25 protein-coding genes are annotated in these 25,645 nt (G+C 69.0%); 7 read left to right on the forward strand and 18 right to left on the reverse strand.

Translation table 11 applies throughout. The annotated features are described in order from the left end of the window. Positions 1-45 precede the first annotated feature (45 nt). The 10 genes from ASD84_RS03315 to ASD84_RS03360 form a co-directional block, all read right to left on the reverse strand. Positions 46-378, reverse strand: coding sequence for a cupin domain-containing protein (locus ASD84_RS03315; RefSeq protein ID WP_056706627.1), 333 nt, complete (start codon positions 376-378; stop codon positions 46-48). 21 nt (positions 379-399) lie between these two features. Then, positions 400-1,128: a respiratory nitrate reductase subunit gamma gene (narI, locus tag ASD84_RS03320; RefSeq protein WP_056706629.1), complete on the reverse strand. Its 729-nt coding sequence runs from the start codon at positions 1,126-1,128 to the stop codon at positions 400-402. A gap of 67 nt (positions 1,129-1,195) precedes the next feature. Beyond that, a complete protein-coding gene (gene narJ, locus ASD84_RS03325; protein ID WP_056706631.1) occupies positions 1,196-1,906 on the reverse strand; it encodes a nitrate reductase molybdenum cofactor assembly chaperone in 711 nt (236 codons plus the stop codon). Continuing rightward, complete coding sequence (gene narH / locus ASD84_RS03330) at positions 1,903-3,552, reverse strand: nitrate reductase subunit beta (RefSeq protein WP_056706633.1); 1,650 nt, start codon at positions 3,550-3,552, stop codon at positions 1,903-1,905. Before narH ends, narJ begins: the two co-directional genes overlap by 4 nt. Beyond that, positions 3,552-7,259, reverse strand: a complete 3,708-nt coding sequence (locus tag ASD84_RS03335; protein ID WP_056710600.1) for a nitrate reductase subunit alpha — start codon at positions 7,257-7,259, stop codon at positions 3,552-3,554. Before ASD84_RS03335 ends, narH begins: the two co-directional genes overlap by 1 nt. Before the next feature lie 14 nt (positions 7,260-7,273). Then, positions 7,274-8,518, reverse strand: coding sequence for an MFS transporter (locus ASD84_RS03340; RefSeq protein WP_056706635.1), 1,245 nt, complete (start codon positions 8,516-8,518; stop codon positions 7,274-7,276). Between the two features lie 237 nt (positions 8,519-8,755). Then, positions 8,756-10,444 (reverse strand): cholesterol oxidase substrate-binding domain-containing protein, encoded by a 1,689-nt coding sequence (locus tag ASD84_RS03345; protein ID WP_162251483.1) that lies wholly within the window; start codon positions 10,442-10,444, stop codon positions 8,756-8,758. Positions 10,445-10,562: 118 nt separating this feature from the next. Then, the gene (locus tag ASD84_RS03350) at positions 10,563-10,826 is read right to left on the reverse strand and encodes a hypothetical protein (protein ID WP_056706639.1); all 264 of its coding nucleotides are present in this window, start codon (positions 10,824-10,826) and stop codon (positions 10,563-10,565) included. Positions 10,827-10,978: 152 nt separating this feature from the next. Further along, positions 10,979-12,133, reverse strand: coding sequence for a DUF1214 domain-containing protein (locus ASD84_RS03355; protein ID WP_056706641.1), 1,155 nt, complete (start codon positions 12,131-12,133; stop codon positions 10,979-10,981). Next, positions 12,130-12,660 carry a TetR/AcrR family transcriptional regulator gene (locus ASD84_RS03360; protein WP_200954394.1) on the reverse strand — a complete coding sequence of 177 codons (531 nt, stop codon included), beginning with the start codon at positions 12,658-12,660 and terminating at the stop codon, positions 12,130-12,132. Before ASD84_RS03360 ends, ASD84_RS03355 begins: the two co-directional genes overlap by 4 nt. A gap of 93 nt (positions 12,661-12,753) precedes the next feature. Between ASD84_RS03360 and ASD84_RS03365 the strand changes: the two genes are divergently transcribed. From ASD84_RS03365 to ASD84_RS03375, 3 genes are read left to right on the forward strand one after another with little or no spacing between them, the layout of a single operon-like run. After that, a complete protein-coding gene (locus ASD84_RS03365) occupies positions 12,754-13,989 on the forward strand; it encodes a sulfotransferase family protein (protein ID WP_056706645.1) in 1,236 nt (411 codons plus the stop codon). Next, positions 13,986-15,002 (forward strand): TIGR03617 family F420-dependent LLM class oxidoreductase, encoded by a 1,017-nt coding sequence (locus tag ASD84_RS03370; protein ID WP_056706647.1) that lies wholly within the window; start codon positions 13,986-13,988, stop codon positions 15,000-15,002. Before ASD84_RS03365 ends, ASD84_RS03370 begins: the two co-directional genes overlap by 4 nt. Further along, complete coding sequence (locus ASD84_RS03375; protein WP_056706649.1) at positions 14,999-15,805, forward strand: enoyl-CoA hydratase/isomerase family protein; 807 nt, start codon at positions 14,999-15,001, stop codon at positions 15,803-15,805. The genes ASD84_RS03370 and ASD84_RS03375 overlap by 4 nt, the downstream gene beginning before the upstream one ends. Here the strand turns inward: ASD84_RS03375 and ASD84_RS03380 are convergent. Both ASD84_RS03380 and ASD84_RS03385 read right to left on the reverse strand, forming a co-directional pair. Then, the gene (locus ASD84_RS03380; protein WP_056706651.1) at positions 15,777-17,309 is read right to left on the reverse strand and encodes a cellulase family glycosylhydrolase; all 1,533 of its coding nucleotides are present in this window, start codon (positions 17,307-17,309) and stop codon (positions 15,777-15,779) included. The genes ASD84_RS03375 and ASD84_RS03380 overlap by 29 nt on opposite strands. Positions 17,310-17,349: 40 nt before the next feature. Further along, positions 17,350-17,985 (reverse strand): TetR/AcrR family transcriptional regulator, encoded by a 636-nt coding sequence (locus ASD84_RS03385; RefSeq protein WP_056706654.1) that lies wholly within the window; start codon positions 17,983-17,985, stop codon positions 17,350-17,352. Positions 17,986-18,054: 69 nt separating this feature from the next. On the opposite strand from ASD84_RS03385, the gene ASD84_RS03390 reads away from it, so the two are divergent. Together ASD84_RS03390 and ASD84_RS03395 are read left to right on the forward strand one after the other, a co-directional pair. Continuing rightward, positions 18,055-18,309: a hypothetical protein gene (locus ASD84_RS03390; RefSeq protein WP_056706655.1), complete on the forward strand. Its 255-nt coding sequence runs from the start codon at positions 18,055-18,057 to the stop codon at positions 18,307-18,309. Between the two features lie 82 nt (positions 18,310-18,391). Continuing rightward, positions 18,392-19,363, forward strand: a complete 972-nt coding sequence (locus tag ASD84_RS03395) for an alpha/beta hydrolase (protein WP_056706658.1) — start codon at positions 18,392-18,394, stop codon at positions 19,361-19,363. 26 nt (positions 19,364-19,389) lie between these two features. Here the strand turns inward: ASD84_RS03395 and ASD84_RS03400 are convergent, their stop codons facing one another. After that, on the reverse strand, positions 19,390-20,292 hold the full coding sequence (locus ASD84_RS03400) for an oxygenase MpaB family protein (RefSeq protein WP_056706660.1): 903 nt from the start codon (positions 20,290-20,292) through the stop codon (positions 19,390-19,392). Positions 20,293-20,373: 81 nt separating this feature from the next. Between ASD84_RS03400 and ASD84_RS03405 the strand changes: the two genes are divergently transcribed. Continuing rightward, entirely contained in the window at positions 20,374-21,000 is a 627-nt protein-coding gene (locus ASD84_RS03405; RefSeq protein WP_056706662.1) for a TetR/AcrR family transcriptional regulator, read from the forward strand. A 23-nt stretch (positions 21,001-21,023) separates the two neighbouring features. Here the strand turns inward: ASD84_RS03405 and ASD84_RS03410 are convergent, their stop codons facing one another. The 3 genes from ASD84_RS03410 to ASD84_RS03420 are packed head-to-tail and all read right to left on the reverse strand — an operon-like array spanning position 21,024 to position 23,806. Beyond that, the gene (locus tag ASD84_RS03410; protein ID WP_056706664.1) at positions 21,024-21,689 is read right to left on the reverse strand and encodes an enoyl-CoA hydratase-related protein; all 666 of its coding nucleotides are present in this window, start codon (positions 21,687-21,689) and stop codon (positions 21,024-21,026) included. After that, positions 21,686-22,360: a TetR/AcrR family transcriptional regulator gene (locus ASD84_RS03415; protein WP_056706666.1), complete on the reverse strand. Its 675-nt coding sequence runs from the start codon at positions 22,358-22,360 to the stop codon at positions 21,686-21,688. Before ASD84_RS03415 ends, ASD84_RS03410 begins: the two co-directional genes overlap by 4 nt. Before the next feature lie 54 nt (positions 22,361-22,414). After that, entirely contained in the window at positions 22,415-23,806 is a 1,392-nt protein-coding gene (locus ASD84_RS03420; RefSeq protein WP_235530959.1) for an MFS transporter, read from the reverse strand. Positions 23,807-23,858: 52 nt separating this feature from the next. On the opposite strand from ASD84_RS03420, the gene ASD84_RS03425 reads away from it, so the two are divergent. Next, entirely contained in the window at positions 23,859-24,326 is a 468-nt protein-coding gene (locus ASD84_RS03425) for a winged helix-turn-helix transcriptional regulator (RefSeq protein WP_056706670.1), read from the forward strand. A gap of 36 nt (positions 24,327-24,362) precedes the next feature. Here ASD84_RS03425 and ASD84_RS03430 read toward each other — a convergent pair whose 3' ends face one another. Together ASD84_RS03430 and ASD84_RS03435 are read right to left on the reverse strand one after the other, a co-directional pair. Continuing rightward, positions 24,363-25,214 carry an alpha/beta fold hydrolase gene (locus tag ASD84_RS03430; RefSeq protein ID WP_056706672.1) on the reverse strand — a complete coding sequence of 284 codons (852 nt, stop codon included), beginning with the start codon at positions 25,212-25,214 and terminating at the stop codon, positions 24,363-24,365. Continuing rightward, a complete protein-coding gene (locus tag ASD84_RS03435; protein WP_200954395.1) occupies positions 25,211-25,645 on the reverse strand; it encodes a DUF4345 domain-containing protein in 435 nt (144 codons plus the stop codon). The genes ASD84_RS03430 and ASD84_RS03435 overlap by 4 nt, the downstream gene beginning before the upstream one ends.

A 25,645-nucleotide genomic window follows, 5' to 3' on the forward strand; every position in this document is an offset into this window, starting at 1 on the left:
CGGCGCGAGGCTCCCTCACCTCAGCGGGAGCCTCGTGCCGCGGCGTCACCGGCTCATGGCCACGGTCAACAAGACCGCAGAGTCCTCGACTGCCTCGAGGGCGTGGCGGCGGTCGGGAATGGTGATGAGGTCACCGGGCGATCCGTTCCACCGGTCTTCGCCGGCCACGAGGGTGACCCGGCCGTGGAGGACCTGCAGGGTGGCTTCGCCGGGATTCTCGTGCTCGTCGAGATTCGACCCGGCGCGCAGCGCGATGAGCGTCTGCCGCAGGGCGTGCTCGTGCCCGCCGTAGATCGTGTGGGCACTTCGGCCGTTCGAAGCCGTCGATGCGGTCTCCAGGTGATGGCGGACGAGCGCTGTCAGTGATTCCTTCTGCATGGTTCTCCTCGTTGTCGAAAGTCAGCCGACCCGGTCCCAGCCACGACGCGGGCGGTGGCTGCCGAGCTGGGCGTCGTCGCGGCTGCGGTAGACGATGTAGGGGCGGGTCAGGTAGCCCACCGGCGCGCTGAAGACGTGCACCAGGCGGGTGAAGGGCCACAGGGCGAAGAGGCCGAAAGCGGCCAGCGCGTGCAACTGGAATCCCAGTGGTGCGTTCGCCATCAGCGCGGCGTCGGGATGGAAGGCGAGGAACGACCGGTACCAGACCGACACGCCCTCGCGGTAGTTGTACTCGCCGCCGAGCGTCAGGATCGAGCCGGCGATGGTGTTCCACATCCCCAACACGATCACCACGGCAAGGACCGCGTACATCACCTTGTCCATGACCGTCGTCGCGGAGAAGACGGGGCCGACGGTGCGGCGACGGTAGACCAGGATCGCCATGCCCACCACGGTCATCACGCCGGCCAGGAGACCGCCCCCGACTGCCGCCACGTGATAGACGTGCTCGCTGATGCCCACCGCGTCGGTCCACGACTGGGGCACCAGCAGGCCGATCACGTGGCCGCCGACGACGCCGAGCATCCCGAAGTGGAAGAGCGGGCTGCCGATGCGCAGCAGACGGCTCTCGTAGAGCTGCGATGAGCGCGTGGTCCAGCCGAACTTGTCGTAGCGGTAGCGCCACCAGTGGCCCACGACGAAGGTCGTCAGGCAGATGTAGGGGACGACGACGAAGAGGAAGTCGCTCATTCGGGGTCCCCGATCAGTTGTTCGTGGAGGAGCGAAGCGGGGGAGACGAAGAACTGATCGGGGTGAATCATGCGCGGGCTCCCGGGAACGAAGGCATGGGCAGCAGGGTCTGTTCGGGCCGAGCCCCGGCGGCGGCTCCCGGGCTGAACTGCGGGTTGGCGAAGGGCGCGAGACCCACCTCTTCCTCGGGAGGCCCCTCCGCCGCCAGACGACGTACGGCGTCGCGCTCCTCGCCACGCAGCGGCGGCAGCGTGGCCGTCACCGCCTCGATCAGGCTCGCCCACGGCGAGTGCATGTCACGAAGGGACAGCCTCAGCAGCTCGAGTCCTGCCCGGTGGTCGAGCATCAGGTCCCGCCCGAGTTCGCGGTCGATCGTGGCCGCGAACTCGAGCACGACGCACAGGTGGTCGGGCAGCTCCGCGTCGTCCAGCTCGAACCCGGCGCGAAGGTAGGTTTGCTTGAAGCGCAGCAGCGCCATTCCCCGCTTCCGCGTGTCGCCATGGGCGAAGTAGGTCAGGAAGAGGTTGCACCGCCGCCGATTGTCGAACGTCTCGACGTAGTCAGCCTGGAGCTCCGGCAGCGGAGTCGTTTCGAGGTGCTGCAGGAACTCGCGGATGGAGTCTCCGATCGCGACCGGGAGCCCCAGCGACGCCGACCGGACCAATTCGGCACGCGCCAGGACCTGTTCGTCGGGATAGTCGAGGAGCAACGACACCGACTGCCACACGACGGTCAGGTGCTCGCCCGCCAACGTCGGCTTCGCGCGCCGGCCGCTCACGAGTCTGACCCCTTCGAAGGGAACAAGCCGCTCGGGGAGCCCTTGCCGTCCCAGTTGAGCAGGTTCACCCTGGTTCCCTTGTCCTCGGGCCCAGCGAGCGAGTCCGAGGACTGCCGGTCCTGCAGCATCCGGAAGTTCTCGACCGCGATCGGCGTGGGCACACCTGAGCCCTCGCCGAACAGGTCCTGCTGGCCACCGCCGTACGCCGACACCGAGCACTCCGTGGACAGTTCCTCCAGCGCGTGCGCCTGCTCGGCGTGTGCCGGCGGAATCACGTAGCGGTCGTCGTACTTCGCGATCGCGAGGAGGCGGTACATGTCGTACATCTCCTCCTCGGTCATCCCGACCGCGGCCGGGATCGAGGCGTCAGGGTCGCGGCCCATGTTGATGTCGCGCATGTAGCAGCGCATGGCAGCGAGCTTCTTCAGCACTGCGTCCACCGGCGCCACGTCACCGGCCGTGAACAGCTCAGCGAGGTATTCCACGGGGATCCGCAAGGCGTCGATGGCCGCAAAGAGGTTGCCCTTGTCCTCGGCGTCCTCTCCGGTCTCCGCCACGACGTCGACAACAGGAGACAGCGGCGGGATGTACCAGACCATCGGCATGGTGCGGTACTCCGGATGCAGCGGCAGCGCGACCTTGAAGGTGGTGATCAGCGCATGGATCGGGGAGCGCTGCGCGGCGTCGATCCAGTCGCGGGCGATGCCCGCCTTCTCTGCCTCGCGCATCACCTCGGGGTCGAACGGATCGAGGAAGACGTCGCGCTGCGCCTCGTAGAGGCCGTGCTCGTCCTCCATCGACGCGGCCTCGAGCACCTTGTCGGCGTCGTACAGCATCAAGCCGATGTAGCGCAGGCGCCCCACACACGTCTCGGCGCAGACGGTGGGCAAGCCCACCTCGATGCGCGGGAAGCAGAACGTGCACTTCTCGGCCTTGCCGGTGCGGTGGTTGAAGTAGATTTTCTTGTACGGACAACCCGAGACGCACTTGCGCCAACCACGGCACTTGTCCTGGTCGACCAGGACGATGCCGTCCTCCTCGCGCTTGTAGATCGCGCCACTCGGGCAGGACGCCGCACACGACGGATTGAGGCAGTGCTCGCAGATCCGCGGCAGGTAGAACATGAAGGTCTGCTCGAACTCGAACTTCACCTTGTCTGCGATCTTCGCGAGCATCGGGTCACGGTGTGCGTTCTCCGTGGAGCCGCCGAGGTCGTCGTCCCAGTTGGCCGACCACTCGATCTTCATGTTCTTGCCGCTGATCAGTGACTTGGGCCGCGCGACCGGCGTGTGCTCCTGGGCAGGCGCGTCCGTGAGCGTTGCGTAGTCATAGGTCCACGGCTCGTAGTACTCGCCGATGGAGGGAAGCTTCGGGTTGGAGAAGATCGTCATCAGGTTCTTGAAGCGGCCACCGCCCTTGAGCTTCATGCGGCCGCGCTTGTTGAGCTCCCAGCCGCCCTTCCACTTCTCCTGGTCCTCATAGGTCCGCGGATAACCCAGGCCGGGCCTGGTCTCGACGTTGTTGAACCAGATGTACTCCGTGCCCGAGCGGTTGGTCCACGCCTGTTTGCAGGTGACCGAACAGGTGTGGCACCCGATGCACTTGTCGAGGTTCATCACCATCGCCATCTGCGCCATGACCTTCATCAGTAGGTCACCTCCTGGCTGCGCTTGCGGATGATGGTGACCTCGTCACGCTGGTTGCCGGTGGGGCCCAGGTAGTTGAACGCGAAGGTCAGCTGGGCGTACCCGCCGATGAGGTGGGAGGGCTTGACCAGCAGGCGCGTCAGCGAGTTGTGGATGCCGCCGCGCTTGCCCGACGTCTCCGCGATCGGCACGTCGATGAGCCGGTCCTGGGCGTGGTACATGTACACCGTTCCTTCAGGCATCCGGTGCGAGACGATCGCCCGGGCAACCACGACACCGTTGCGATTGACCGCTTCGATCCAGTCGTTGTCCTTGATGCCGACCTTGACGGCGTCCCGATCGCTCATCCAGATGTTCTGGCCGCCTCGTGACAGCGAGAGCATGAACAGGTTGTCCTGGTACTCCGAGTGGATCGACCACTTGTTGTGCGGCGTCAGGTAGCGCACCGTCAGCCCCTCGACCTGGTCGACCCCGTCGATGCTGGAGCCATCGGACACATGGCCCAGAGCGGGTTCTGCGAACAGGGCGGCCATGTTGAGTGGTGGCCGGTAGACCGGCAGCCCCTCGCCCAGCTCGGTCATCCAGTCGTGGTCGAGGTAGAAGTGCATCCGCCCGGTCAACGTGTGCCAGGGCTTCTTGCGCTCCACGTTGATGGTGAACGGCGAGTAGCGTCGTCCTCCGGTCTCGGATCCCGACCACTCCGGTGAGGTGATCACCGGCACCGGTGGCCCCTGGGTGTCGGCGAAGGTGATCTGTTTGCCCTCGTGTTCAGCAGCCAGGTCGGCCAGGGGCACCCCCGTCCGCTTTTCCAGTGTCCGGAAACCCTGCGTGGCAAGGTGCCCGTTGGTCGTCCCGGACATCGCGAGGATCGCCTCACAGACATCGACGTCCCGCTTCAGCGAGGGCCGGCCGTCCGCCACACCACCTCGGACCGCGCCGTTCTTCGCCCGCAGGTAGTCGACCTGCGGACGAAGATCGAAGGTGACGCCCTTGGTCGTCGCGCCGAGCGTGTCGACCAACGGACCCAGGGCGTTCATCTTCTCGGCGACGGCGCCGTAGTCACGCTCGACTTCGACCAGTCTGGGCATCGTGACGCCGGGGACCGGTTCACACTCGCCCTTCTTCCAGTCCCGTACGACGCCGTGCGGGTTGGCCATCGCATCCGGGGTGTCGTGCGTGAGCGGCACTGCGACGACGTCCTTGCGCACTCCGAGGTGGGTGGCGGCGAGCTCGCTGAACTTCTCCGCGATCGTCTGCCAGGCGTCCCAGTCGGTCCGGGTCTGCCACGGCGGAGCGATCGCCGGGTTGAAGGAGTGCACGAACGGGTGCATGTCGGTGGTGTTGAGATCGTGCTTCTCGTACCAGGTCGCCGCAGGCAACACGACGTCGGAGAAGATCGTGGTGCTCGTCTGGCGGAAGTCGATCGTCATCAGCAGGTCGAGCTTGCCCTCGGGCGCCTGGTCCCGCCACGTCACGTCGACCGGACGTTGGTCCACGGGCGTCTCGGTCGCCCGGACGGATGAGTCGGTGCCGAGCAGGTGCTTGAGGAAGTACTCGTTGCCCTTCCCAGAGGAACCGAGGAGGTTGGCGCGCCAGATCGACAGGATGCGCGGGTAGTTCTGCGGCGCGTCCGGATCCTCGCCCGCGAAGTCGAGCTCTCCCGACTTGAGCTGCTCGACGACATACTCGCCGACCGGCTTTCCCGCGGCAGCTGCGTCATCGCTGAGGTCCAGCGGGTTGCGGTCGAACGTCGGGTACGACGGCATCCAGCCCATCCGCGCGCTCTGGGCGATCACGTCGGCGGTGGACTTGCCGGCCAGCTGGCCTTTGCCGGTGGTGGCGGACAGCGTGTCGGCGCCGAACTGGTCGTAGCGGAACTGGTCGGTGTGGAGATACCAGTACGCGGTCTGGATCATGTTGCGCGGCGGCCGGTTCCAGTCCAGTGCGTTGGCGATCTGGGTGTAGCCCGTGATCGGCCGGACCTTCTCCTGTCCGACGTAGTGCGCCCAGCCACCTCCGTTGACGCCCTGGCAGCCGGTGAGATTGGTCAGCGTGAGGAACGCGCGGTAGATCGTGTCGGAGTGGAACCAGTGGTTGGTGCCGGCTCCCATCACGATCATCGAGCGACCCTTGGACTCCTCGGCGTTGGCAGCGAACTCACGGCCGATCCGGGCCGCCGTCGCGGCCGGGACGCCGGTGATCACTTCCTGCCACGCAGGCGTGTACGGCGATGCTGCGTCGTCGTAGCCGGTGGCCCACTCCCCCGGCAGCCCGTCCCGGCCGACGCCGTACTGCGCGACCAACAGGTCGAAGACCGTGGTGACGAGGTGGCCGTCGACACGGCGGACGGGAACCCCGCGCGGCAGGTCGGCGGCTGCGCCGTCGGGGGTGTCGAAGCGGGGGAACCGGACGAGCACGGTGTCTTCCGCGCTCTCGAGCAAGGACAGCTGCGGATCGACGTCGCCGAGCTCGAGGTTCCACTTGCCGACCCCGGCGTCGCCGTACCGGTGACCGAGCGAGCCGTTGGGCACGACCGGCTCCCCTGTGCGGGCGTCGATCAGGACCGTCTTGAACGCGGCGTTCTCCTCCGACTCGTGGGTCGAGGCGAGGTCGGCCGCTGTCAGGAACTTGCCGGCAGTGAAGGCGCCGTCGCCCGCGTCATCGAGCTTCACCAGGTGGGGCAGGTCGGTGTAGGTCTTGACGTAGTTCGTGAAGTAGGGCGTGTCCCTGTCGACGAAGAACTCCTTGAGCACGACGTGACCCATCGCCATCGCCAGCGCGGCGTCGGTGCCCGGTCTGGCGGGGAGCCACTCGTCGGCGAACTTCACGTTGTCGGCGTAGTCGGGGGCGACCGCGACGACCTTCTGGCCGCGGTAGCGGGCCTCGGTCATCCAGTGCGCGTCGGGGGTGCGCGTCACGGGGAGGTTCGAGCCCCACATGATCAGGTAGCCCGCGTTCCACCAGTCCCCCGACTCGGGGACGTCGGTCTGGTCGCCGAACACCTGCGGTGAGGCGACCGGAAGGTCGGCGTACCAGTCGTAGAACGACAGCATCGAGCCACCGATCAGGTTCACGAACCGGGCACCGGATGCGTGCGAAACCATCGACATGGCCGGGATGGGCGAGAAGCCGGCGACCCGGTCCGGGCCGTACTTCTTGATCGTGTGGACGTGGGCGGCAGCGACGATCTCGCTGGCCTCCTCCCACGTGGCGCGCACGAGTCCGCCCTTGCCGCGTGCGGACTTGTAGGCCTTTGCGCGCTGCGGGTTCTCGACGATGTGTGCCCACGCACGCACCGGGTCACCGTCGTGCTGGGCCTTGGCCTCGCGGAACATCTGCAGCAGGACGCCACGGACGTAGGGGTAGCGGACCCGGGTCGGCGAGTAGGTGTACCAGGAGAACGCCGCGCCGCGCGGACATCCGCGGGGCTCGTACTCCGGGGAGTCCGGACCGACCGAGGGGTAGTCGGTCTGCTGGGTCTCCCAGGTGATGATCCCGTCCTTGACGTAGACCTTCCACGAGCACGATCCCGTGCAGTTCACGCCGTGGGTGGAGCGGACGACCTTGTCGTGGCTCCACCGGTCCCGGTAGAAGTCATCGGCTTCGCGGCCGCCGCTCTTCGAAAGGGTCCTGAGGTCTGCCGAGATCGTTCCCTTGGTGAAGAACCGGCGGCTCCGCACGAGTGCGTCCGCCAGTGGGCCGTCCATGCCGATGTCCTTGCTCAATGCGTTTCCTGTCCCTGGGCGGTACGTCGGACGATGGTCAGCGTGAGCACGAGGGTGAGGACGGCCGTGACCGACAGCATCCACAGACCGATCGCGTACGAATCGGTGCGGCCGTAGACGTAGCCCATGATCAGCGGCGGCAGGAACCCGCCAAGACCTCCCGCCGCGCCGACCAGTCCGGTCACGCCACCGACCCGACTCGGGTCCGTGACCGCCGCGATCAGGGCGAAGGTCGCACCGCTACCGGCACCGAGTGCCGCAGCCATGGCAAGGAAGGCGACCGTCCCCACGCCGTCGAGCGGAGGGGCGCCTGCCGAGATCGCGGCACCGACCACCACCACGGAGTACGACGTGGCCAGGACTGCGACGGCGCCGAATCGGTCGGACAGCCATCCGCCGATCGGCCGCATGATCACGGCGACCAGAACGAAGCCGGCCATCCGGTTGGCCGCGTCGGCCGCGGTCAGGCCGTGCGCAGTCTTGAGATACGCAGGCAGGTAGACCGAGAACGCGACGTAACCACCAAAGGCGACGGCGTAGAGGAGGCAGGCCTGCCAGGTGATCGGGAGCCGGGCATTCGCATTGAGGCGGCTCACCAGGCTCGTGGTCGGCACCACGCGACCCGGAGCGTCGCGGAGGAAGAACCAGGCCGCGACGGCGTACGCCGCGAGCACCACCGCGGTGATGAGGAACGGCGCCTTCTCACCCTGCTGGGTGAAGAGCTTGACCGTCGTCAGCGCGCTGATCGCCGTGCCACCCATGCCCGCACCGAAGACGCCGATGGCCAGACCCCGGCGCTGCGGCGGGAACCACGCATTCACGAACGGGACGCCGACGGCGAACACGGTGCCGCCCACGCCGAGGAAGAAGCCGCCGACCAGCAACAGGGCGTAGGAATCGAGCGCGACGAAGGCGATGAAGAGAACGGGGAGAATCGTCACGACCGAGATGACCGGGAACATGATCCGACCGCCGTAACGGTCAGTCAGCGCCCCGACGATGATCCGACCCAGTGAACCAACGAGAACGGGCACTGCCACCAGCAGGGCGACGTCCGACTCACTCAGCGCACCGAGGGCACCGGAATCACGGAACATCGGACCGAGGGGACTGATGAGCGCCCACGCCCAGAAGTTCACGGCGAACCCGACCGTTGCGAGTGCCAACATCAGGACTGGCGAACCGGCTTGCGCCGCACCCGACCCGATGACCGGACCTGCTGTGCTGGCCGCGCGAGCCATGGGGTGCTCCTTCGCGCGTCCCCGCAACGGGGGGCGCTCTGCCACTGTTGCACGCTTCGCAGACATCCGGATGTCCTCGGGCACGGTGGAGCTCCTTCTCTCGGGGCTCCGATCGTGCGTGCGTCGATCAGTGGACGGTAGGGCCGATGGTCCCGTCATCACCGGCACTCACCCGTCCTGCACCACCTCGCGAGCAACGAAGGCCATCCCCGGATCACAGGAGTTCCTGGATGGCTGTCACGGCGCAGGCAGGACCCGCTCGAGGAACGTGCTCGAGAAGACGCCGTAGGGATCCAGGTCGTGCAGGGTCGCGGCGGCCGCGTCCCAGGTGTCCTGGCCGGACCTGCCCGCACGCAGTGACTGCGGGATCCGGTGGGCGATGGCATCCGTGTCGGTGAACCCGCCCGCCTCGGTGAAGGCCCACTCCTTGCACCACTCGACGCGGAGCCCGGGGAACTCGTTCGCCGCCCAGGCCTCCATGCGCGCACAGAATGCCGGGAAGGTCGTGGTGCCGGGCAGGCTGAGCGTCTCGAACCAGACGGCGGTGTCCCACTCCGGACGATCGGGGCGCGGACTCACGGCGGACAGGGTCGGCACCCGCGCACCACTGCCGACGTCCGTGGGCACGTCCACCCCGCACGCCCGGATGTGCAGCGTCAGGCTGACCGGGTACTCGTTGCGGGCGGCGTACTCGTCCACGATCTCGGTGTGCTTCGAGACGTAGCGGTGCACCACCGACTGCACGTCCGAGCGTCGACACAGCACGGCCAGCCCGAAGTCGTGGGCAGGCAGGCTGTGCGCGCCGTCCCACACAAGGACGTTCTTCGCCGATCCCCACAGGTCCGCCGACACCGTCGCCAGCAACCCGGCCGCCACCACGGCGTACATGGCCTGACCGAAGAGCGGTGTCGCGACCGGATTGCCCGCGACCAGATCGCTGGCCAGCTCGGCCACCGCCGGCGGGATGTTGTCGACGAACAGGTAGTTGTAGGGCTTGGTGACCGGTCGTGAGGTCAGCGGCTTGACCGGCGTGATCTTCCACGTCTTGACCCACGGCTTGTCGGTGCAGGTGAACCACACGATGTCGACGCGCCCCGTGCGGTTGAGCAGGTCGGCAAACGAGTTCGGGCCCGCCGAGGCGCCGTACAGCGTCGTGGCGGGGATGTTGACGTAGCTCTGGCAGCGCATCTTCAGGTTCGCTCCGGCCCGGATCACGACGTCGTACACGAAGGCCCGACCGAGGTTGACCAGCAAGGCACCGATCTCGGCGTCGCTGCGGGTGAAGGTGCGCAACACGTAGGAGTCGGCGGCTTCGTCCCAGACGACGGCGCGCAGCTCGGTGACCAGGTTGCTCAGGCTGCCGTACGTCGTCCCCGGCGTGCGCACCTCCCCGACCGCCGGCACCGATGCGCCGTGCCCACCGATGGCCAGCGCGCCCCCGACCGTGATCGTTCCGATCGTCGGCACTCCGCCGTCAAGCCCGAGTCCTTGAGCCTCGAGTGCGGACAGCAGGTCGTCGAGCAGCGTTCCGGCCCGGACGCGAGCCCGCCCGGTGGCCACGTCCACCTCCACTCCGGTCAGGCTCCGCGTGTCGACCAGCAAAACCGGCGGGGAGCAGCCGTCCTCGCCGGTCACCAGCGGGGACCAGGAGTGGCCCATGCCGCGCGGGCGCAGGCGCCATCCTGAGGCCCTGGCCCAGTTGGCCAGCCGGATCACGTCGTCGACGTTCGTGGGCCGGCAGGTCCACGCGTCCTCGACCCGGATCACCGTGGACCAGTTCTGGAAGACCTGCCGGTAGAGCTCGATTCCCGACGGGAACGCGACAGGCGGATCGCACCCAGCAGCGGCAGCAGCCGCCTCCGCTCCGGCCAGCAGGCGACCGACCGGCACCCAGGCCAGTCCAGCAATCAGTGCGCGTCTCGACATCGTGGACATTCGGGACCCCCGCCCGTCGTCCTCCCCTCGGCCAACCTTGACCGAGGGTTGCGTCGAGCGGAATGGCCCGAACGGGTGGTCGCAATGACCCTGAATGGCCGCCAGTCGATCAGGCGGCGACCTGCTCGCGCCCGGTCGCACGGTCGGCGGCGATCCGGCGCCCGGCGTGTGCCGGAGTCATCGTGCGGGTGGTGGCACTGCGGGTCGCTGCCGACCGGGCCTTGACGTCGTTCACCGCCGCGGTGACCGTCGAGGTCCTCGCGGGTCGCACCAGGTCGAGCACCGACCCGACCGAGACCGCGATCACCGGGATCCACACCGGGATCAGCATGAACGCGAAGAGCGGGGCGACGACGGCGAGAAGTGATCCCATGACAGGCCTCCTGGAGCGGTGGGGCGAGGTGCGTTCCTCGATGACACGACGATGCCAAGCCTGCGCATCGCCGCGCACGTACATCTGAACGAAGTTCGCCCGCTCCCTTGTGACGAAAGCACAATCCGCGGGGAGGGGAGGTCGGCGCGGTCTCAACCGAGGTCGGTCGGCACCTCACCGCGCTTGACCAGTCGCACCTCGGGGCGCCCGGGCACGGCGTCGACGAGGAACCAGCGGAAGGCGAGGCTCCCCCGCGGCTGGTCGAGCGTCGAGATCGCGTTGGGGTGGTCCAGCAGGTCCCGGGCGATGACCACGGTGACCGTGCCGTCGGAGTTCGGCTTCGCCGTCGTCATGTTGACCGAGGTGCGTCCGTCGGTCGCGGTCTGGCCGGCCATGAACTGGTTCCAGATGTTGATGTTCCAGAACCGGCAGTCCGGCGGGCGGTGCGTCACGACCAGCGCTTCGTCAGGCCCGAGGTCGTAGCTGCCGAAGGAGTAGCAGGCGTCGCTGGCGGACCAGCCGAAGTTGAAGTCGGGCACCTGGTAGGGATCGGCGAACTCGTTGGCCACCTGGGCCGAGTTGTGGCCGAGCTCGAGGCGGTCGCCGTCGACCCGTTCCCCCAACCGGGTCGGCACGATGGCGGTCATCGTGCGCAGCCAGGTCAGCGTCGATCGCAGGGCGGTCGCCGTGGCCTCGTCGCTGCGAACGATGGGGTCGGGCGCCTCCAGCGCCTCGATCTTCCAGGTCACGCGCCTTCCGGTCAGGGGGTCGGCCTGGTAGTCACGCGTGAACGCCACCGCCGCGTCGTCGGCCAGCTCGATGAACGGGCCTGTCCAGTCGGCGGGCCGCTCGGGCGCCAGCAGGAGCTCGAAGTGGCCGACCTCGTCGATCTGCAGGTCAGCATCGTTGACGACGCCGACCACCCGGTCGGACCACGCACCGGGCGCGGGCTCGTTGTAGACCGTGAGCGAGAAGTAGACGCTGTCGCCCCGGTTGCCCGACACGAGGTAGGACCGGCGCGGGTCGATCGGGGCGTACGAGTACCACGCATCGGTGTTGTCGCCACCCCAGCGGCGGTCGCGCCGGAACGGGTTGACCGTGTCGATGAACGCAGGGCGGCTCGGCTCGGCGTAGAGGTAGGTGTCGAGCCCGACGCCGAGGCAGGTGGTCAGCATCCGGTAGCCGTCGACGACGGCCGCTTCCCCCTCGACTGCCCGGTCACCGGCAAGGAACGTCTGCTCCAGCTCGCCGAGGCCCGCGAGGAGCTCGTGCCAGGCCTCGGTGGACTGCCAGCGCTGCGTGGTCATGCGGTGATTCCTTCCATGGCAAGGGTGCAGATCGATGCGATCCACTCTTCGTCGAGCACGACTTCGCCCGGGGTCAACACAGCCAGGAGGGCACCGCCGCCGATGACGTTCAGCAGGTGCTCGGCGCGTACGCCGCGACGTACCTCGCCCTGGTCTGCCGCGGCGTCCAGGAGTCGTTGCATCTCACCGACCCGGGACACCCACAACCGGTCCATCAGCTCGCGATGGAGGTCCGGGTGCGGCACCAGGTCGCTGAGCAGGCCGGGGAGAGCAGCCCGCGCCACGGGGTCGGAGAACAGCGCGGCGCTGCCGCGCACCAGGGCTTCGACATCGCTGCGGAGATCGCCGGTGGCCGGCAGTCCGGATGCGAGGGACTCGGGAAACACCGCTTCGTGGACCAGGTGCACCTTGGACTCCCAGCGGCGGTAGATCGCAGGCGTGTTGGTGCCCGAGCGAGCGGCCACGGCCGCGAGCGAGAGCCCGGCGTACCCCTCGCTCTCGAGGAGCTCGCGGGTCGCGGCGATCACGGCCTCGTCGATCCGGTGATCGCGTGGCCGTCCCGCAGTCTTTGTGCCTGAAGTCGTTGCTTTCATTTCGTTATTGATCGTAATGTATTAACCATGAAGCAACAACCCGTGCACATCGACGACCTGACCTCTCCCTCGTTCGCCCCGGAAGTGGTGGAGATCCAGGCGTTCCTCGGCACCCTCGCCGGCGACCTGCCGTTGACGTCGGAGAGCCTGCACGCAGCAGCCGTGGCGCAGACCGGCCTCGCTGACTTCGGCCCGGCCGACTACCGGGAACGGCTCGACGTGCTGCTGGGCGCCGTTGCCGAGCTGCCGCTCACGGGGGCCGGCCAGGTCATGTTGCACACGCAGCTGACCCAGCACCTCAAGAACCGGCTGCAGCTCGAGGACCTGCTGCGGCGCCACCCCGAGATCCGCGACATCGAGCTCGCGCCGCCGGTGATCATCGCGGGACTCCCCCGCACCGGCACCACACATCTCCACAACCTTCTTGCGGCAAGCGGGTTGTTCCGCACGCTCCCCTACTGGGAGAGCCTCGAGCCGTTCCCGCTCGAGGCCGAGGCCGGCACCGAGCCGGACCCGCGCCGCGGCCGGTGCGACCAGGCGGTCGAGTTCGTGGACCAGGCGATGCCGCTGTTCCGTGCCATGCACGAGATGACGACCGACCACGTGCACGAGGAGATCCAGCTCCTGGCCAACGACTTCTCCTCGATGCTGTTCGAGACCCTCCTCGACGTGCCGGCCTGGCGCGAGCACTACCTCGCGCACGACCAGGTGCCGCACTACGAGCACCTGCGGCTGCAGCTGCAGGCCCTGCAGTTCTTCGACGGTGGCCGACGCTGGCTGCTCAAGTCGCCGCAGCACCTCGAGCAGCTGCCGACGCTGGCCGCTGTGTTCCCCGCCGCCACCGTGGTCATCACCCACCGCGATCCCGCTCGGGTGACGGTGTCGATGGCCACGATGATCGCGTACAGCCGCCGGATGAACCTCGAGTCCGTCGACGCCGCCGCGATCGGCCGCGACTGGAGCAACCGCCTCGACACGATGCTCTCGACGCTGCTCAAGGACCGCGACCACGTCCCGGAGCTCACCACCGTCGACGTGCGCTTCGCCGACTTCATGGCCGACGAGCTGGACACCGCGGCGCGGGCGATCCGGCTGGCCGGCGAGGTCGTCACCGACACCGCTCGCGACAACATGACCCACTACCTCGAGACCCACGTGCAGGGCCGCAACGGCTCGATCGACTACCGCGCCTCCGACGTCGGACTGGACGTCGAGGACCTCAGCGAGCGCTTCGCGCCCTACGTCGAGCGGTTCCTGTCGTGACGGGCCTCAAGCTCGACCTCCGCCTGGACGCGGCTCCCGACGAGGTTGCCGCGCGGTCCAAGGAGCTTGCCGGGACAGGGATCGCGGGGCTCTTCACCTTCGAGGGTCCCCACGACGCCTTCCTCCCCCTCGCGGTGGCCGCGTCCTCCTGCGGGCCGATCGACCTGATGACCAACGTCGCCATTGCGCTTCCCCGGAGCCCGATGCACCTCGCGCACCTGGCACATGACCTGCAGACCCTGTCCCGGGGCGGGTTCCGGCTCGGCCTGGGCTCCCAGGTGAAGGCACACGTCGAGCGTCGGTACGGCGCCACCTGGGACCGACCGGTCGCGCAGATGCGCGACAAGGTGCAGGCCGTCAAGGCAGTCCTTGACGCCTGGCAGCACGGCACACCCCTCGACTTCACCGGTGAGTACACCCGGCTGAGCCTGATGCCGGACATGTTCAACCCCGGCCCCAACGAGTACGGCGCCCCGCCCGTCCTGCTCGGCGCCCTCGGTCCCGTCATGACGCGTACGGCGGCCGAGGTGGCCGACGGCCTCCTGGTGATGCCGTTCAACTCCGCGCGACACTTCACCGAGCGGACCCTGCCGGCGATCGAGGAAGGACTGCGTCGCCGCGACATCGGCGGCGACTTCGCCATCCACCCGCAGGCGATCCTCGCGATGGCCGAGGATCCCGACGAGCTGGCCGGTGCGATCGAGGGTGTTCGCCGGCTGCTGGCGTTCTACGCCTCGACACCTGCCTACCGCCCCGTGCTCGAGGTGGAGGGCCGGGCGGACCTGCAGCCCGAGCTCGCCGCTGCCATCCGGCGAGGGGAGCTCGTGACCAACACTCACCTGATCGACGACGACCTGCTCAGTCGACTGGCCGTCATCGGTACGCCGCAGGAGTGCGCGGACCAGCTGCTCGCGCGCTTCGGTGGCCACGCCGATCGGGTCTGCTGCTACTTCCCCGGGTCGGACCCCTCACTGGCCCTGATCAGCCAACTGGTCACGGCACTGCGCCCATGACGACCGAGGTCACGCTGGCCGTCGACAGCGACGGCGTCGCCCTGATCACCATGGTCGGCGCCGATGGCCTGAACCTCTTCTCCCGTACGACGGCGCGTGCGCTGGGCTCGGCCCTGCGCAGCTGCGACGAGGACGACAGGGTGCGTGCCGTCGTACTCACGGGCGCCGGGGCGACCTTCTGCGCCGGGGCCGATCTCACGCCCGGCTCGGGTTCCTTCGACGAGCCGGACGGGGAGTTCTCCGCGTCGCCGGTGCAACCGGCGGCCTTCCAGATCCGCAAGCTCGTGATCGCTGCCATCAACGGCCATGCGATCGGCATCGGCCTGACGCTCGCGCTGCAGTGCGACCTGCGGGTGGTGGCCGAGGACGCGAAGATCGCGATCCCGCAGGTCCGGCGCGGCATGATCGGAGACGCCCAGAGCCACTTCACGCTGCGCCGTCTGGCCGGCACCGCCGTCGCAGCGGAGATGCTGCTCACCGGTCGCACGATCTGGGGCGAGGAGGCCGCCGCGCGCGGCCTGGCCAACCAGGCGCTCCCGGCGGCGGACGTGCTCCCGACCGCGATGGACATCGCCCGCGACGTCGCCCTCAACGTCAGTCCGGCAGCGCTCGCACTGAGCAAGGAGGTGCTCTGGTCCGATCTCACCGCCAAGCAGGTCGCCGACGCGGAGACCGCAGCCCATCGCATCCTGATGGGTCACCCCGATGCGGCCGAAGGACCCGCGGCGTGGCGGGAACGGCGGACGCCGAACTGGACGCTGCGGGTCTCGGACGTCAGGAGGCCGGCGTCACCGTCACGGTGATCGTCGTGCCCGGCAGCGCAGCGACCTTCAGCCGGGAGGCATCGGGCGCAGAGATGACGGTGCCGCCCGTGACCTGGACCCGGTAGCCACCGGGGAAGAACCGCGGGTGCAGGAAGAACTCGGAGACCGAACCCGCCGGGAAGCTGCCGTTGCCATCGGCACGGGCGGACGTGTACTGCGCCTGGAAGGTCGAGGTCGCCTTGTCCCACATCCAGCTCAGCGGCGTGCCGGCGATGATCCGCGGCGAGGGCCTGGTCAGGACCTTGAGCAGGCCCTGCTTGATGTTGTCCCCGGACGGCGGCTTGCTGATGTCGTTGATCAGGCCGTACGTGGCGTCGTGCCCGAAGTCCTGGCCCCAGTAGGCCCAGTGCATCCAGCTGAGCATCTGCTTGTCGGCCTGGTTCAGCAGGCTCTCCACGACCAGGTCGGTGTCCCCGGCGCCGAACTCGTCCATCAACAGCGGTTCGCCGGTTGCCTTGAACTGAGCCTGGGCGTTGGCCAGGTTGAGCCCGGTCAGGACGTCACAGGGCGCGGAAGGAATCGGGAGAGGCAGCGGCGCGAGGGCCAGTGCGCAGTAGTTGTGGAACGCGAAGCCGACCTGCGGATCCCTCATCGAGGGCAGCCAGGTCCGGGCTCCCAGCCCGAAGAAGGCCTGCGGCTCGACGAAGACCAGACGGTCGCTGTCGACCTGCCGGATCGAGGACAGGACCTTGCGGTGGAACGGCGCGAGCTTGAGGAGGTCGAACAGCGGGCACCCGATCGGCAAGGCACAGGTCGCCACGTCGAGGATCCCCGGGGAAGGCTCGTTGTCGACCTCGAAGACGGTGTGCGGGTCGTCGCCGAACCGCTGGGCGACGTGCTTCCACGCAGCCGCGTAGTGGTCCTGCAGCCCGATGCCGTCGGGCGCCTTGACGTTCGCCCAGAAGTTCTCGTTCGCGATGGCAGCACCTGGAAGCACGTTGGCCGGCGCCGGCAGGAAGGTCAGCCCGGGAATCCCGTAGGAGATGCTCGCCCACGCGGGAGCACCGTTGCCGCCGTACGTCTCGCCGTAGCCGTCCTGGTGGAAGTTCACGACGGGCATCAGGCCGTGGTCCGCCGCGTCCTCGGCCAGGGCGACGATCTTGTCGATGTAGACGTCGTCGTACTGACCGGGCGCCGGCTCGACGCCCGCCCAGGTGAAGCCGAGCCGGATGGCGTTGAACCCGTTCTCCGCCAGGAAGGCCAGGTCGTCCTCGCCGAAGCCCAGCGCATCAGGCGTGTACGGCGCGAACTTGTTGATCATGTTCGTCCCGTGGATGACCACGGCCCGCCCCTGCGCGTCGGTGAACCAGCGTCCTGTGTGGCGCAGGTCCTGCGCGACCGGGAACGTCGACGAATCGCCGCCGGGGGCGGGTTCGGCCGAGCTGGGTGCGGCCGTGGAGACGCCCACGACCGCGAGTCCGAGACAGGCGGTGAGTGCGATCGCTCGTCGGATCGAGCCAGGGGTCGGGTGCGGGCTGGGCATGCCTCGCACTGTGGAGGCAGGTCCCTCATCAAGTCAAGGGCTAGCCCTTAATCTTTGCCTGCGCCCCTGTCGGAACAGCCAGCACCAGCCCGGTCAGGACGTCGATCAGCTCCTGGTGCCGCCGCTCGCGGGCGCTTCGGCCGAGCACTGCAGACGTCCGTTCGTACTCGGCGACCAGGCCGAGCAGACAGGTGGCCATCGAGTCGGTACGGAAGCGCCGATCCGCTTCCGGGACCATCGTGATGCCCCTGGAGATCCGACCGATGATGATCCGCAACGAGGGATGGCTCTCGTCCCAGAGGACGTGCTCGTCCGAGACCGCGGCGTGATCCCGCACCCGGTCGAGGAAGCGGGCGAAGTGCGTCGAGTCCGGGCTGTCGACGATCTGGACCATCGGCAGGACCAGCATCGCCACCAGGTTCCGCACGTCGTTGTGGGTGCCGACCGCCTCTGCATCGGCCAGCATCCGCATGCGCACCGACTCCATCTCGGCCAGACGTGCGTTGACGGCCGCCGAGATCAACCCGTCGCGACCGCCGAAGTAGTAGTGCACCGCCGACTTGTTGCGCAGCCCAGCAGTACGGGCGACGTCCTCGAGCGATGCACTCGGGCCACGTTCGGCGATCAGCTCCTCCGCGGCACGCAGGATCCGGGTCGCGGGCACCGTCTCGGTCATGGCGTCAATCTAGGCGAATGAAGTCCCGGCCACGGGGTACCGCACGACGACCCGACCACGGAGGCCACGATGTCGCACGGACTGACCGACCAGATCGCAGGAAAGGTCGAACCCACGATCAAGAGGTGGCGCCGCCGGCGCAAGCTGGCGTCAATGATGCTGGCAGCAACCTTCGGTGCTGCCGCTGCCTACTTCCTGGACCCGCAGAACGGACCCCAGCGGCGCGCACGAGCCCGCGTCCAGCTCGCCGAGTCCAACCTGCTGGGCAACACCGCCCTGACGGGCGACTCCCCCTTCGAGGCGGCCCAGCACACCCGCGTCTGACGACACCACCTTCGCGTTCGTGACGCGGATGACAGGTGACATCCCGGGACAAAGTGACAACGCTCGTGGTCTACTGCGGTCTGTGACAGTCACCGTCGACGTCTCCACTCGCGTCCCGTCGTCCACCAGCGTTCGCCTGAACCGCGTCATGCGGGCCAGCTTCAAGCAGGCCTCGCGCGTGCTGCCCGGCAGCGCGGTGGGCCTGCGCCTCACCCGGGCCGCGATCGAGGTCGGCTGCATCGCTGCCGGCGCCGACAAGGTCCCGCACACCCGGGTGCGCACCCTCACCGACCGCGGAGCCGTCCACGGCGAGTGGGTCGGCCCCGAGGCGCGGCCCGGAGAGCAGGTTCTGCTCTACTCCCACGGCAGCGCGTACGCCGTCTGCTCCCCCCGCAGTCACCGGGCCTTCGTGGCCGCGCTGGCCGAGCGGACCGGTCGGCGCGCGTTCAGCCTCGACTACCGGATGGGACCCGAGCACCGGTTCCCGGCGGCACACGACGACATCGTCCGCGCCTTCCTGTGGCTCCTCGAGCAGGGACACCGCCCCGAGAACATCCTGGTCTCGGGCGACTCCGCCGGCGGACACCTGTCCCTGTCACTGTGCGGCGAGCTGCGGCGGCTCGGCGTGCCGATGCCGGCGGGTCTCGTCCTCTTCTCGCCGCTCGTCGACGCCAGCTTCGACACCGCTGCGGCGGCCTACCGACGTAGCAACGACCCGATCACGGTGCCCGGCTTCGCGCGGCGCGTGATCCGCCACCACCTGCACACCGGGACCGCGAACGACCCACGGTTCAACGTCGCCCTCGAGGCCGGTCCCGACCTGCCGCCTGCACTGGTGATCGTCGGCGCGTCAGAGATGATGCGCGGCGACTCCGAGCTGTTCACACAGGTCCAGCAGGAGGCGGGCGGACACTGCGAGCTCCAGGTCTGGCCGGGCCAGGTCCACGTCTTCCCGGTCCTCGGACTGGTTCCCGAGGCTCGCCTCGCACTGGACGAGGTGACCCGCTTCGTGGCCGAGCTCGACGCGGTCGCGCACGCCAGCGACGTCGGCTGACCCCGACGACCGGCCGAAGTCGCCGATCAGGCGACGTCGGTCCGGTCCGACACTCCGGGGATGCTCACCCCACCACGGCGGATCAACGCCTGCTCACCTCGCGCGACGACCTTGTAGAACTCAGCACTCCGGCCCCTCAGGAGCGGGGTGGCCGCGAGCAACGGGACCCGCTGGTGCGCGATCCGGCTGGCCCGGGTGATCGCCTCGTACGCGAGCTGGTCGCGTCGTCCCCAGTCGATGCCGAACATCGCCCGCACCGTGCGCGGCAGACTGCCCTGGACGACGGTGGCCAGCGTCGGCGAGGTCACCAGCGCACCCGGCAGTCCGTAGCCGTGGACCCCGGCGATGTGCTCGCCGATCAGCTGCGCCTCCGGCACGAGGTACGGCGCATCGGAGTCCATCCAGGCGTCGTACTCCGTCCGGAACGCGGCGTACGACGACGGCGCGGTGTCGGCGGGCATGCCGAACATGACCGCCCAGGCGACGAAGTCCTCGAAGAGTCCTTCGCGTTCGCCCGCAGTGAGCCGGTGGACCATCGCGTCGTGCATGAACTCGACCGAGTCGAGCGTGAAGGCCGCCGTCCACCACATCAGCTCAGGCTCGTGGGCGCTGTAGGTGGTCCCCGCGGGGTAGTGCGCTCCCCCGTCCTCGGCAATGGCGCCCTGCACGGGAGCGTGCCGTTTGGCCGTGAAGGCCAGCGCCCGGTCGGCCTCCTCACGGTCGCCCAGGAAGGTCGCCTCGAAGAGTCGTGCCGTCAGGCCCAGCCGGGTGTACGGCGTCTGGCGGTGGGAGGTGTGCTGCGCGGTGCCCTGGAAGAGCACCGGGTGCGTGGCCCCGATGACCAGCGCCCGCTGGCCGTAGGTGAGCGACACCGCCCGTTGACGGAGCGCGCGCACCGCCATCGAGGTCTCCGGGAAGTAGCCCGCCATCACACGCTCCTATCTGGAAATGCAGTCCCCCAGAATCATGCACCGGCCAGCACCGCATGGCAATGCTGCGAGAATCACAAGGTGACCACCTCACGCGCCTACGGCGGGCGGACCGCGGACGAGCGGCGCGCGGAGCGCCGGGCGCGCCTGGTCGAGGCAGCGCTCGACGTACTGGCCGAGCACGGCGCCGCCGGGGTGACCGTCAACCGGTTGTGCCGCGCCGCCGGGCTGAACGAGCGCTACTACTACGAGAGCTTCGCCCAGGTCGACGACGCGCTGGAGGCCGTCGTGGAGCATGTCGGCGGACAGCTCCTGGCCTCGATCATGGAGGCGCTCGCGACGTCCGCCGACGAGCCCAGCGCCCGGGCGAGCGCCGTGATCGGAGCCGTGGTCGACCTGGCCCGGGCCGACCCGCGCGTCGGTGCACTGCTGGTCGCGAGCGGGGCGCATCCCGTGCTGGCCGCCCGCCGGCGGGCCCACCTCGACGTCGTCGTGGAGCTGATGATCGCCGAAGGCGCCAGCACCCTCCACCTGGAGCGCACAACGGCCCTGGAGCCCTGGGCGCGCTTCACGGCGACCTTCCTGTCCGGCGGCTTGGTCGAGGCGCTGTCCGCCTGGATCACCGGCTCGGTCGACCTGTCACGCGACCAGTTCGTGGAGCACGCCGTCGGCATGTTCCTCGCCGGGGCGAACCTGCCGAACCACTGATCCCCCAAGCACTTCGCGCCGGATCAGGCTCCGTGCACCTCGGGCGTGCGCAGCTCGCGGAGGACCCCGGCGAACATCGTGGCCTTGATGGCACCGAGGGTCCCGGGGTCCTTGCCGGCAAGCGGCTGGACCCGGGCGATCGCGGACGGCAGGACATCGGCCTCCGCGGCCGCGCTGTCGACGAGTCCGGCGGCCACGGCAGCGCCGGCGTCGTACCGCTGTCCGGTGCTCATCGCGACGATCGCTCCCTGCGGCGTCAGCTTGGCCTGGATGAGCGCAGCCATGCCCGGGGTGAACGGGATGTTGATGTCGACCTCGGGGAAGCAGAAGTAGCCGCGTTCGCTGCGCATGACCCGCCAGTCGTGAGCCATGGCGAGCATCGCGCCCGCACCGAACGCGTGCCCGGGCACCGCCGCGACCGTCGGGACCGGCAGCTCGAGGACGCGCGCGAACAGCGCCTGGACCTCCGCGACGTACGCCGAGAGCTGCTCGGGGTTGCCCAGGACGTACTCCAGGTCGAGGCCGTTGGAGTAGAACTTGCCCCCAGCGGTCGTGACGAGCGGAGCCGGGGAGGCCACCACCTCGTCGAGGTGCGCGTCGACCTGCTTGAGCCAGTCGAGGGTGAAGCGGTTCTCGTCGGCGCCGAGGTCGAGGACGTACACGCCGTCCTGCTGAACGAGGTGGGTCATGATCGTCTTTCCTTCTGTTGGGCGGAGCGGGACTTTCGGACAGGGGCGGGCGGGGGCTCGAGGGCGAGAATGGCCCGACAGGCCGCCTCGACCTGGGCGGCGACCTGGGCGTCCAGGGGCGCACCACTGGCGAGCCTGCGTTGCATGAGCCCACCGGGGATGTCGACGATGCAGGCGGCAATGGTCTCGACGGCAACGCGATCGGCACGGTTCCAGCGAGCGCGCGCGAGCAGGACGAGCACCTGGGTGAAGGCAGCCTGAACGGCCTCGAGCTCGTCGGTGACCTCGGCGGAGAGATCCTCCTCGGAGAAGAGCTGGTCGCGGCGCTGGCCGAAGAACAACCTGGCCGCGGCCGGCCGTGCGATGGCGAACTCGACCGGCCACAGGGCGGCGGCCACGACGGCGTCGTCGGCCTGGGCGACAGAGGCCCGCCCCTCGATTGCCGCGGAGACCCGATCGTCCTGTTCCGCCAGGAGGCGGCGCGCAGCCCTGATCCAGACCTTGGCGAGCAGCTCCTCCTTGGAGGAGAACGCGTGGTAGATCGACCCGTTCGACACCCCTGCCGCATCGGCCAGACCGCGCAGTGTCAGCCCACCCGGACCAGCGGCTGTCGCGAGCTGTTCGGCGACGTCGAGCAGGGCGTCGATGTCGTTCGTCCGGGGGCGGGCCATGCCGCCACTCTATTGGAACGTCCGTTCCAGAACAAGTGCTCTAGAAAAGAGGGCTCACGAACGCTCCGCCATCGCGAGCTGCCGGGCAGCGGTCGCGGTCGTCACGCTGGACAGCCGCAGCGCGGCGAGCGCGGACAGGGCCGCACAGACCGCGATGGCACACCACGCCTGGGTGAAGGCGGCCTCGTGGTCCGGCTTGTCGACCATCGTCACCAGCATGCTCACGCCCAGGACCAGGCCGACCTGACGGGCCATGGTCACGACTCCCCCGCCGGTCGAGACCTGGGCAGGAGGCAGGGTCGAGGCAGCCGCGGCCAAGAGATTCGGCATCGCCAGGCCGACGCCGACGCCACCGAGCACCCAGGCGGGCAGGAAGGCGGTCCAGTACGCCGGCGTGGGGCTGAGCGCCAGCGCCTGCCACAGTGCCGATGCCCCGAAGATCAGGCTCCCGGCGGCAACCATGTGCCCCGGACGCGCGTGAGGGGTCAACCGGTGCGCCAGCACAGAGGTGACCGGCACCGCGAGCGGCCCGATCGCGATCGCCAGGCCGGTCTGCAGCGCGCCGTACGACCAGGCCTGCTGGAGCCAGAGGATGGCACCGAGCAGCGAGGCCCCGAAGCCGGTGTTGAACACCAGGGTGGCCACGTTGGCCCACCGGAAGGCAGGAACGGCGAGGAGCGCTGGCGCGATGATCGGCGACGGGTGCCGGAGCGTACGTCGCGCGAAGACGACCATGCCGAGGACCGAGACACTGAACGCACCGAGGACCCGGGCCGAGGTCCAGCCCCAGTCACTGGCCTGGACCAGACCGAGCACCAGCGCGCCGACGGACACCGCCAGCACGACCGCACCGGCGAGGTCCGGCAGCGGCGTGCCCTCGTTGTGTCGCACGTCCGGGACGTAGCGCAGCGCGCCCGCGACGAGCAACAGGCCGACGGGAAGGTTGATCCAGAACGCCCACTGCCACGACAGCTGGACCAGACCGCCGCCGAGCGCGGGACCGAGTGCCGCCGCCACGGCGCCGGTCAGCGCCCACAGACGTGCGGACGACGCCCGCTTCTCGGGGGCAACGGTCGCCAGCAGGAGGCCGAGACTGGCGGGCGTCATCGCGGCCGCGCCGATGGCCTGGACCACCCGGAAGCCCACCAGCCACCAGATCCCCGGCGCGAAGCCGCAGGCGAGGCTGGCGGCGATGAACAGCATCATCCCCGCGACGAAGCCGCGCTTCTGCCCCGCCCGGTCGGCCAGCCGGCCCATCGGGACCAGCAGTGCGGCGTACACGACGGCATAGGCATTGAGGATCCAGCTCAGCTCGGTGAGCCCGGCACCATCGAAGTCGCGCCCGATCTGGTCGAAGGCGACATTGACGATGAAGAGGTCGATGCCGGCCAGGAACGCTGCCCCGATCAGTACCGCCGTGACGATTCGCTGGCTTTGGTTGGGCACAGCCAGCACTCTAGGTGGCTGACTATGGTTTCGGCAAGTTAGACTTGCCGCCATGACCGTACGCCTGACCGGAAGGCTCGCCCAGCGCGACGACGTACCCCTGGGCGATCGCTGTCCCATCGACCGCACCCTGCAGCTGATCGGCAACCGCACCGCGCTCCTGCTGCTGCGCGAGGTCTTCTACGGCGCCTCGCGGTTCGACTCACTCGTCAAACGGGTCGGCGTGACCGACGCAGTCGCTGCCCAGCGACTGCGCGAGCTCGTCGAGGCCGGCGTGCTGACCAAGGAGCCGTACCGCGAGCCCGGCCAGCGAACCCGGCACGCCTACGTCCTGACCACCGCCGGCCACGACCTGCTGCCCGCGGTCCTGGCCCTGCTCCAGTGGGGCACCGCGCACTCCTCCGGCGGAGGACCGATCGTCACCCATGCCGACTGCGGCGAGCCGGTGCAGGTCGAGGTGCGCTGCGCCGCCGGGCACGTCGTGGACGAGGACGACCTCGTCGTCGGCTCCCGCCGCTGAGAGCCAGTCGGCGGGGAGGTCAGTCGGCAGGGACGGTCAGTCGGCGAGGAAGGCGGCGGCGGCCGGAGCGAACTGCTCGTGGAACTGGAACACGCCACCGTGGCCCGAGTTGGGGTAGATGATCAGCTCGCTGCCCTTGATCCGGCGGTGCAGGTCCTCGGAGAGCACCGACGGCACCATGCGGTCGTGGTCGCCGTTGGCGATCAGGGTCGGCTGGGTGAACGTCGACAGGTCCGAGGGGGCGGAGCGGCCGAACTTCTGGATCGCCTTCAGCTGGGTGCGCAGTGCCTTGAGCGTGATCTCCTGGTCGCGGTCGACAGTGCGCTCCTGGAGGCGCTGGACGAACGCCTTGCCGGCGGCCTTGCCCGTCGCGTCACGGTTGAAGAAGAGGAACTCCTTCGGGTCCGACCGCGTCAGGGTCGCGCGCAGGATGTCGTAGTAGGTGACACCGACGACCTTGTCCATGTCCTTGCCGCCACGCGGCCCGGTCCCGGTAAGGACGAGCCTGCGGACGAGCTCGGGGTGCTTGACGATCAGGTCCTGGGCGATCATGCCGCCCATCGAGAACGAGAAGACGTCGATCCTGTCGAACCCGAGTGCCGTGATGAACTCGTGGGCGTGATCGGCCGCCTCCTCGAGGGTGGCGGGCACCTGGCCCGTCGAGGCACCGACGCCGCGCTGGTCGAAGGTGATCACGTGCCGGTTCTTCGCGATCGGGTCGACGATGCGGGGGTCCCAGTTGTCCAGGGTCGCGGCGAGGTGCACGAAGAAGACGACAGGGATGCCGCCCTTCGGACCCAGCTCCCGGTAGGCATAGGTCACGCCCCCGGCCGAGACCGTGCGGGCCGGGGCGTGGGCGTACGACGTGATGACGGGGTCGTTGCTCATGAAAGTTCTCCCTGCGACGAGGTGCCCGAGCGGGCGCGGATGCGTTGCTGCCAGACGACCAGCAGCGGCGGCGCGGCGAGCTCGAGCACGACCGCCCCCACGGTGACCGGATGCGGACGTCCGGTCTGCTGCCAGGACCTCAGCCGGGCGAGGCCGCCTACGAAGAGGCTGGACAGCGCGAAGGTCACGCCGGCTGATCTCTCGACCCGTCCGAGCTGGGACCAGATGACCGGTGCCACGGCGGCCTTGTAGACATTGGCGTAGCGAAGAGCGCTGTCCACGGTCGGATTCACGGCCGGCGATCCGCCGGGCACGCCGGCCGGGCCGAGCGCGACCTCACGGCCGGCGCTGGCGAACGGGATGGCCGCCAGCACCGCGAGGGTCCATTGCAGGCGTCGGCGGCTGGTCGACTTGTTGGCGCGAAGGGACAC

This window comes from Nocardioides sp. Root682, from assembly GCF_001427795.1.
Lineage (GTDB): Bacteria > Actinomycetota > Actinomycetes > Propionibacteriales > Nocardioidaceae > Nocardioides.